This window comes from Streptomyces sp. NPDC037271 (assembly GCF_055603605.1).
On record NZ_JBVJVN010000002.1, the window covers coordinates 579746 to 585745 of the forward strand.

The window sequence follows — 6000 nt, forward strand, 5'->3', positions numbered from 1 at the left end:
CCCTTACGGCGTGCAGACCTTCGTCAGTTCGCCGGCGGCGTCGGTGACGGGGCTGAGGTCGGGGGTGTTGTCGCCGTTCTCGACCGAGGTGCGGACGTTGCCGATGGCTTCGCCGAGGTCGTCGACGGCTTTGCTGACGTCGGCGTCGTCGGTCTGGTCGCCGATCTTGTCGAGGTTCTTGTCTATGGAGTTGAGGGATTCCTCGAGCTGCGTCGGGTCGTTGGAGGCGTTCTCCACGGCCTGCTGGAGTGCGGTGACGCTGTCGGCGATGGCGTCGGCGGTCTGGACGCAGTCGAGGGCCTTGTCGACGGCGTCGCATCCGGTGGTGAGGCCGGTCGTCAGGGCGAGGGTCGCCACGGCTGCGGCGGTGACGGTGATGCGGCGAAGGCGTCGGTGGCGGCTCGCGGCCATGGGTCTCGGTCCCCCCTTGGGACAGGGCCGGGTGGCCCGTGTGCGGTCGGTGCGGCGTCGGGCGTACGGCGGGTGTGTCCGGCCGTACGCCCGTAGAACTGCTGTGCTTCTGTACTGCTAGTGACGCGGTGGTGGGCGGCGGAGTTGCGTGTCCGGGCCGTCTTTCTTGATGCGTCCTTGGGGTGCTCTTTACTTTTCGAGGACCGTGCCGAGGGCCTTGCGCTGGAGTTCGGCGAGTTCGGTGCAGCCGGCGGCGGCGAGGTCGAGGAGGGCGTTGAGTTCGTCGCGGTCGAAGGGTTCGGCCTCGGCGGTGCCCTGGACCTCGACGAAGCGTCCGTCTCCGGTGCAGACGACGTTCATGTCGGTGTCGGCGCGTACGTCTTCCTCGTAGCAGAGGTCGAGGAGGGGGGTGCCGTCGACGATGCCGACGGAGACGGCGGAGACGGTGCCGGTGAGGGGCTTGCGGCTGGGCTTGATGAGTTTCCTGGTGGTCTGGGCCCAGGTGATGGCGTCGGCGAGGGCGACGTAGGCGCCGGTGATGGCGGCGGTGCGGGTGCCGCCGTCGGCCTGGAGGACGTCGCAGTCGAGGACGATGGTGTTCTCGCCGAGGGCCTTGTAGTCGATGACGGCGCGCAGGGAGCGGCCGATGAGGCGGCTGATCTCGTGGGTGCGGCCGCCGATGCGGCCCTTGACGGACTCGCGGTCGCCGCGGGTGTTGGTGGCGCGGGGGAGCATGGCGTATTCGGCGGTGACCCAGCCTTCGCCGCTGCCCTTGCGCCAGCGGGGGACGCCTTCGGTGACGGAGGCGTTGCAGAGGACTTTGGTGTCGCCGAAGGAGACGAGGACGGAGCCTTCGGCGTGCTTGCTCCAGCCGCGTTCGATGGTGACGGGGCGGAGCTGTTGGGGGGTGCGGCCGTCGATGCGTGACATGCGGGTGAGCCTAGCGGGGCATGGGGAGGGGCCCTTCCCGTGGTGTGTGGCGGGAGGGGCCCCTGGGGGCGCTTTTTCGGCGCCGGGTGCGGGCGTTCTTCGGCGCCCGGTGCGGGCGTCTTTCGGTGCCCGGTGCGGGCGTCTTCCGGTGCCCGGTGCGCTGGGGGCGCTTACATCATGTCTTCGATTTCCGCGGCGATCGGGTCGGCGTCGGTGCCGATGACGACCTGGATGGCGGTGCCCATCTTGACGACGCCGTGGGCGCCGGCGGCCTTCAGGGCGGCTTCGTTGACGAGGGCGGGGTCGTTGACCTCGGTGCGGAGGCGGGTGATGCAGCCTTCGATCTCGTCGATGTTGTCGATGCCGCCGAGGCCGGCGACGATCTTCTCAGCCTTGCTGGCCATGTTCCTTCTCCCTGATCCGAACCGCTTTGTCGCAGTAACCCACAGTTGGCCCATCTTCGCGAGCGTTCATACGGTGTGTACCGAATGATGGCGTCACGTCAGCGGAACCGTCGTCAACTGGTCTACACCACCCGGCCGACGGCCGCCAAACCGCCTCCCGCCGAGGGGGACTCCGAGGGGACCGGAGGGAGACCGGATGAGTGCCGACAGCGCGGTCAGCCCTGCTCGTGCCCGTTGGAACAAGGGGTTCCAGGGCTTGCAGAAGATGGGTCGCAGTCTTCAGTTGCCCATCGCGGTCCTGCCCGCGGCCGGCATTCTCAACCGGCTGGGGCAGCCGGATGTCTTCGGGGACGACGGGCTGGGCTGGTCGAACGTCTCGAAGGTGATGACGGGCGCGGGTGGTGCGCTGCTGGACGGGTCGTTGGGGCTGCCGCTGCTGTTCTGTGTGGGTGTGGCCATCGGGATGGCGAAGAAGGCGGACGGTTCGACGGCTTTGGCGGCGGTGGCGGGGTTCCTCGTCTACTTCAACGTGCTGCGGCAGTTTCCGGAGGACTGTCCGGAGGGTTCGGAGGCGGTGGCGCAGGTCGGGTGCCGGTTGACGGACGGGTCGGGGGCGGTGACGGCGTTCACGTTCCAGAATCCGGGGGTGTTCGGCGGCATTGTGATGGGGTTGCTGACGGCGTATTTCTGGCAGCGGTTCCATCGGACGAAGCTGGTGGACTGGCTCGGGTTCTTCAACGGGCGCCGGCTGGTGCCGATCATCATGGCGTTCGTGGCGATCGCGTTCGCTGCGCTGTGTCTGTGGGTGTGGCCGCCGATCGGTGACGGGCTGGAGGGTTTCAGTGACTGGCTGACGGGGCTGGGCGCGTGGGGTGCGGGCGTGTTCGGGGTGGCCAACCGGGCGTTGCTGGTGATCGGTCTGCATCAGTTCCTGAACGTGCCGATGTGGTTCCAGTTCGGTTCGTACACGAAGCCGGACGGCTCGGTGGTGCACGGGGACATCAACATGTTCCTGGCGGGTGATCCGGACGCGGGTCAGTTCACCTCGGGTTTCTTCCCGATCATGATGTTCGCGCTGCCCGCGGCCGCGTTGGCGATCACGCACTGTGCGAAGCCGCACCGGCGCAAGGAGGTCGGCGGTCTGATGCTGTCGCTGGCGTTGACGTCGTTCGTGACGGGGATCACGGAGCCGCTGGAGTACTCGTTCCTGTTCATCGCTCCGGTGCTGTACGCGGTGCACGCGGTGCTGACGGGTGTGTCGATGGCGGTGACGTGGGGGCTGGGGGTGAAGGACGGGTTCAGTTTCTCGGCGGGGCTGATCGACTACGTCATCAACTGGAATCTGGCGACCCGGCCGTGGCTGATCATTCCGATCGGTCTGTGTTTCGCGGTGGTGTACTACGTGGTCTTCCGGTTCGCGATCACGAAGTTCGGTCTGCGGACTCCGGGGCGGGAGCCGGAGGAGGAGGTGGAGGACGTCACGAAGGTGTAGACCTCTCGTACCCTCACGTACCCTTTGCGGGTGGTCTTACGGAGGCCCTCGGACCGTTCGCTCGGTCCGGGGGCCTTCGGCGCGCCTCTGCGCGGGCGGGTGCGCGCACGTACGCGCGCGGGCGCGTGCGCGGTGCTGATCGGGTACGGGGTGTAGTGCCCCGGTCGCGGAATCGCGGGTTCCTTACGCGGCCTTCATCGTGCTACAACAGGTCTACACCACTGAGTGGTGTAGACCACCACCCGATGGAGGAAGTATGAGCACCGCCACCGACAAGGCGGCCCCCGCAAAGAAGCGGGGTTCTGGTCTTTTCCAGGGTTTGCAGAAGGTCGGCCGCAGCCTGCAGCTCCCGATCGCCGTGCTCCCGGCGGCGGGCATCATGGTCCGGCTCGGCCAGGACGACATCTTCGGCAAGGACGGCCTGGGCTGGGACCGGGTCGCCGCCGTCTTCAACAACGCGGGCGGTGCCCTGACCGGCTCGCTGCCGATCCTGTTCTGCATAGGCGTGGCCATCGGCTTCGCCAAGAAGGCGGACGGCTCGACCGCGCTGGCCGCGGTGGTCGGCTTCCTCGTCTACAGCAAGGTCCTGGAGGCCTTCCCGGTCACCGAGGCGGTGGTCAAGCAGGGCGAGGACGTCGCGGCGACGTACAACAACCCGGGTGTCCTCGGCGGCATCATCATGGGTCTGCTCTCCGCCGTCCTGTGGCAGCGGTTCCACCGCACCAAGCTGGTGGACTGGCTCGGCTTCTTCAACGGCCGCCGGCTGGTGCCGATCATCATGGCCTTCGTCGGCATCGTGGTCGGTGTCTTCTTCGGTCTGGTCTGGGAGCCCATCGGTACCGGCATCTCCAACTTCGGCGAGTGGATGACCGGTCTCGGCGCGGGTGGCGCGGCCCTGTTCGGCGGCGTGAACCGTGCGCTGATCCCGGTCGGCATGCACCAGTTCGTCAACACCGTGGCCTGGTTCCAGCTCGGCGACTTCACGAACGCCGCCGGTGAGGTCGTGCACGGCGACATCACCCGCTTCCTGGCCGGTGACCCGTCGGCCGGCATCTTCCAGTCGGGCTTCTTCCCGATCATGATGTTCGGTCTGCCGGCCGCCGCGATCGCCATCGCGCACTGCGCCCGCCCGGAGCGCCGCAAGGCCGTGATGGGCATGATGGTCTCCCTGGCCGCGACCTCGTTCGTCACCGGTGTGACCGAGCCGATCGAGTTCTCGTTCATGTTCATCGCGCCGGTCCTGTACGTGCTGCACGCGGTGCTCACCGCCATCTCGATGGCGATCACCTGGGGTCTGGGCGTGCACGCCGGCTTCAACTTCTCGGCGGGTGCCATCGACTACGCCCTGAACTGGCACCTGGCGACCAAGCCCTGGCTGATCATCCCGATCGGTCTGGTGTTCGCGGTGATCTACTACGTGACGTTCCGCTTCGCGATCGTCAAGTTCAACCTGAAGACCCCGGGCCGCGAGCCCGAGGAGGAGATCGAGGACCTCACGAAGGCGTGAGTCCCCGCCGTAGCGCGTGACGCGGGCCCCGGAACCGGGATGGTTCCGGGGCCCGCGTCATGCCCGGGGCGCCTGCGTACGGGCTGGGTCTCGTACACCGCCGTACGGATCAGGTCTCGTACACCGCCGTACGGGTCAGATCTCGTACACCGCGCCCGGTGCGGCGACCTCCACCGTCCCGTCGTAGGCCTCGCGTGCGTCGGCGAGGTTGACCTGGGGGTCGGTCCACGGGGGGATGTGGGTGAGGACGAGGCGCCGGGCGCCGGCGCGGGCGGCGCTCTCGCCCGCCTGGCGGCCGTTGAGGTGCAGGTCGGGGATGTCTTCCTTGCCGTGTGTGAAGGCGGCCTCGCACAGGAACAGGTCGGTGTCGCGGGCGAGTTCGTCCAGTGTGGCGGTGACGCCCGTGTCGCCGGAGTAGGTCAGGGACCTGCCGCCGTGCTCGACGCGGACGGCGTAGGCCTCGACGGGGTGGGCGACGCGTTCGGTGTGCAGGGTGAAGGGTCCGACCTCGAAGGTGGACGGCTTGACCGTGTGGAAGTCGAAGACCTCGCTCATGGAGGAGGCGGAGGGGGTGTCGGCGTAGGCGGTGGTGAGCCGGTGTTCGGTGCCCTCGGGTCCGTAGACCGGGAGGGGGTCGCAGCGGCCGCCGTCGTGCCGGTAGTAGCGCGCCACGAAGTAGGCGCACATGTCGATGCAGTGGTCGGCGTGCAGGTGGCTGAGGAAGATCGCGTCGAGGTCGTAGAGACCGCAGTGGCGCTGCAGCTCGCCGAGGGCGCCGTTGCCCATGTCGAGGAGCAGCCGGAAGCCGTCGGCCTCGACGAGGTAGCTCGAGCAGGCCGATTCCGCGGACGGGAACGACCCCGAGCAGCCGACGACGGTGAGCTTCATGAAGCAGAAACCTCCGCTGGCGGGTGTGGAGAGACGGGGGTCGTGCGGTTTGTCGAGCGTAAGGCGCAAAACCTGCGGTCGCTCCTCCGCCAGGGGCCGTTGTGGGCGAACTCACCTGTGGTGTCACCGGTTCGGCTGGTCGCGGGGCGCGCGGGACCACTGGGGGGCGCGCGGGGGCGGCGTGCGCCGGTACGGTCGTCGGTATGGACACGTCCTGGTGGCTCGCTCTCGCGGCGGTGGTGCTGCTCGCGCTCGTCGCCGCGGTCGTCGACGGCTGGGGGCGGGGGCGGGGGGGGGGGGGGGGGGGGGGGGGAAGGAGGGGAGGGGGGGGGGGGGGGGGGAGAGGAGGGGGGGGGGGGGGGGGAGGG

The 6000-nt window shown here is 68.6% G+C and carries 6 protein-coding genes and 1 pseudogene; 3 read left to right on the forward strand and 4 right to left on the reverse strand.

The genetic code is table 11. From position 1 onward, the window contains the following. Positions 1 to 3: 3 nt before the first annotated feature. From ACZ7G3_RS07280 to ACZ7G3_RS07290, 3 genes are all read right to left on the reverse strand, one after another. The gene (locus ACZ7G3_RS07280; RefSeq protein ID WP_470923848.1) at positions 4 to 411 is read right to left on the reverse strand and encodes a prefoldin domain-containing protein; all 408 of its coding nucleotides are present in this window, start codon (positions 409 to 411) and stop codon (positions 4 to 6) included. A gap of 189 nt (positions 412 to 600) precedes the next feature. Then, entirely contained in the window at positions 601 to 1341 is a 741-nt protein-coding gene (gene rph / locus ACZ7G3_RS07285; protein ID WP_470923850.1) for a ribonuclease PH, read from the reverse strand. 170 nt (positions 1342 to 1511) lie between these two features. Next, positions 1512 to 1745 (reverse strand): PTS sugar transporter subunit IIB, encoded by a 234-nt coding sequence (locus tag ACZ7G3_RS07290; RefSeq protein ID WP_003975905.1) that lies wholly within the window; start codon positions 1743 to 1745, stop codon positions 1512 to 1514. A gap of 196 nt (positions 1746 to 1941) precedes the next feature. Between ACZ7G3_RS07290 and ACZ7G3_RS07295 the strand changes: the two genes are divergently transcribed. Both ACZ7G3_RS07295 and ACZ7G3_RS07300 read left to right on the forward strand, forming a co-directional pair. Then, on the forward strand, positions 1942 to 3237 hold the full coding sequence (locus ACZ7G3_RS07295) for a PTS transporter subunit EIIC (RefSeq protein ID WP_470923852.1): 1296 nt from the start codon (positions 1942 to 1944) through the stop codon (positions 3235 to 3237). 256 nt (positions 3238 to 3493) lie between these two features. Beyond that, positions 3494 to 4744: a PTS transporter subunit EIIC gene (locus ACZ7G3_RS07300; protein ID WP_426601234.1), complete on the forward strand. Its 1251-nt coding sequence runs from the start codon at positions 3494 to 3496 to the stop codon at positions 4742 to 4744. Positions 4745 to 4879: 135 nt separating this feature from the next. On the opposite strand, the gene ACZ7G3_RS07305 is transcribed toward ACZ7G3_RS07300, so the two are convergent. Next, on the reverse strand, positions 4880 to 5632 hold the full coding sequence (locus ACZ7G3_RS07305; RefSeq protein WP_426601235.1) for an MBL fold metallo-hydrolase: 753 nt from the start codon (positions 5630 to 5632) through the stop codon (positions 4880 to 4882). A gap of 101 nt (positions 5633 to 5733) precedes the next feature. Between ACZ7G3_RS07305 and ACZ7G3_RS07310 the strand changes: the two are divergent. Next, positions 5734 to 6000 (forward strand): annotated as a pseudogene (locus ACZ7G3_RS07310) (type II toxin-antitoxin system PemK/MazF family toxin); the annotation flags it as partial.

Excerpts from the sequence above, each read along its gene's own strand:
- ACZ7G3_RS07290 (WP_003975905.1), bottom strand. The coding sequence starts at position 1,745 with ATGGCCAGCAAGGCTGAGAAGATCGTCGCCGGCCTCGGCGGCATCGAC.
- ACZ7G3_RS07305 (WP_426601235.1), bottom strand. The coding sequence starts at position 5,632 with ATGAAGCTCACCGTCGTCGGCTGCTCGGGGTCGTTCCCGTCCGCGGAA.
- ACZ7G3_RS07300 (WP_426601234.1), top strand. The coding sequence starts at position 3,494 with ATGAGCACCGCCACCGACAAGGCGGCCCCCGCAAAGAAGCGGGGTTCT.
- ACZ7G3_RS07280 (WP_470923848.1), bottom strand. The coding sequence starts at position 411 with ATGGCCGCGAGCCGCCACCGACGCCTTCGCCGCATCACCGTCACCGCC.
- rph (WP_470923850.1), bottom strand. The coding sequence starts at position 1,341 with ATGTCACGCATCGACGGCCGCACCCCCCAACAGCTCCGCCCCGTCACC.
- ACZ7G3_RS07295 (WP_470923852.1), top strand. The coding sequence starts at position 1,942 with ATGAGTGCCGACAGCGCGGTCAGCCCTGCTCGTGCCCGTTGGAACAAG.